Origin of the sequence: Kitasatospora sp. MBT66 (genome assembly GCF_000710405.2) — a bacterium.
Lineage (GTDB): Bacteria > Actinomycetota > Actinomycetes > Streptomycetales > Streptomycetaceae > Kitasatospora > Kitasatospora purpeofusca.
In genome coordinates, this window is sequence record NZ_JAIY01000015.1 from 110,854 (window position 1) to 112,407 (window position 1,554).

A 1,554-nucleotide genomic window follows, 5' to 3' on the forward strand; every position below is an offset into this window, starting at 1 on the left:
CCGCGACCGGCGCGCTGGGCGCGGGCCACGACGGGGGAGGCGACGGGAACGGCGCGCGGTCAGATGGCGGCGTCCGCGGTGCGGCGGCCGCGGCGCAGGGCGATCGCGCCCGCCCCGAGGCCGCCGAGCAGCAGCACCGCGCCGGAGGCGAGGCCGCCACCGGAGAGCGCCAGCCCGCCGCCGCCGGTGTGCACGCCGCCGTGCGGGGTCTTCTCCTCGCCCTTGGCCTCGTAGCCCTTGCCCTCGGAACCCTTGCTCTCCGAGCCCTTGCCCTCGGAGCCCTTGCTCTCCTCGGTGCCGGAGGAGCCCTTCTGCTTCTCGTCCCAGGTCTTCTGGCCGTCGGGGGAGGCGGCCTTGTCCTGCTTCTCCTGCCAGGTGAGGTTCTTGCCCTGGTCGGCGGCCCCGTCGGCGTAGGCGAGCGGGGCACCGACGGTGAGGGCGGCGGCGACGGCTGCTCCGGCGAGCAGGGTGCGTGCAGAACGCATGATGATGATCCTTCCGGCGCGGTACCGCGATCGCCGACACATCGTCGGGCGGGGGACTCGCGGAGAGGGCGCCTGATTCACCGTCAACCACCCTGGCGCCCGCTGCCACCGGAGGGCGGCAGCCCCGGCCCGGTGGGTGACCCCTTCGGGTGGAGTCCCGGGCGTGTTCACCCGAGTGCCCTGGGCGATCCGGGTGAGGTGCGTGTACGAGGGGCGCGAGTGGCGCCCGGGCGGTTGGGCAGACTCGGCGCATGGTCGAGATCTCGAAGGACGTCCGTGAGCGGATCGAGGCGGGGCACATCTGGTACGTCGGCACGGTCAATGCCGACGGCTCGCCGCACGTGAGCCCGATGTGGGTGGCGATGGAGGGGGACCTGCTGCTGTTCAACACCTCCGTGGGGCGGGTCAAGGAGCGCAATCTGCGGCGGGACCCGCGGGTCTGCCTGTCGCTCGCCGACCCCCGGGACCCGTACGACCGGGTGCAGATCCGGGGGCGGGCGGTGCGGTTCGTGGAGGGCGAGGAGGCCGTCCGGAACATGGACCGGCTGGCGCGGACGTACCTCGGCGTGGAGCGGTACGGCTGGGGCATCCCGGGGGAGCGGCGGGTGGTGGTGCTGGTCGAGCCGACCAGGATCAGCCGGGTGGTGGGCGTCGAGCCGCTGCCGCCGGGCGCCCCGGGGAGCGGACCGGCCGGTCTCGGCTGAGCCGTCCGCCCTGCTCGCCCTGTCCGCCCTGCCCTGCCCTGTCCGCCCTGGGCGGCCGTTCCCCGAGGTGGCGGCCCCGGGGAACCGGTCGGCCGGGGCCGCGTCTATCTTGAGGGGCCACGGACACGAGAGGGGCGCACATGGGCACGGCCGGTCGGAAGGTGGCCGCTGCGGCGGCGACGGGCGCGCTGCTGGCGGCGTTGGCCGCCTGCGGTTCCGGGAGCTCCACGAGCTCCGAGAACGCGGCGAAGGGCACGGCGGGCGCGTCGGCGAGCCCCGGGACGACGGCCGGCGCGGCCACCGGGGGCACCGGCACGCCCTCGGCGGCGGCCGGCTCCGGGAGCGCCACGCCGTCGGGCGACGCG

The 1,554-nt window shown here is 76.0% G+C and carries 2 protein-coding genes and 1 pseudogene; 2 read left to right on the top strand and 1 reads right to left on the bottom strand.

Annotated elements, in window-relative coordinates:
* Positions 1–59: 59 nt before the first annotated feature.
* The gene (locus tag BI06_RS35655) at positions 60–485 is read right to left on the bottom strand and encodes a hypothetical protein (RefSeq protein WP_030396306.1); all 426 of its coding nucleotides are present in this window, start codon (positions 483–485) and stop codon (positions 60–62) included.
* Positions 486–736: 251 nt separating this feature from the next.
* On the opposite strand from BI06_RS35655, the gene BI06_RS35660 reads away from it, so the two are divergent.
* A complete protein-coding gene (locus BI06_RS35660; protein ID WP_030396305.1) occupies positions 737–1,189 on the top strand; it encodes a PPOX class F420-dependent oxidoreductase in 453 nt (150 codons plus the stop codon).
* 140 nt (positions 1,190–1,329) lie between these two features.
* Positions 1,330–1,554: pseudogene (locus tag BI06_RS52975) on the top strand (hypothetical protein); the annotation flags it as partial.

Coding starts and splice junctions, on each gene's coding strand:
- BI06_RS35655 (WP_030396306.1), bottom strand. CDS start 485: ATGCGTTCTGCACGCACCCTGCTCGCCGGAGCAGCCGTCGCCGCCGCC.
- BI06_RS35660 (WP_030396305.1), top strand. CDS start 737: ATGGTCGAGATCTCGAAGGACGTCCGTGAGCGGATCGAGGCGGGGCAC.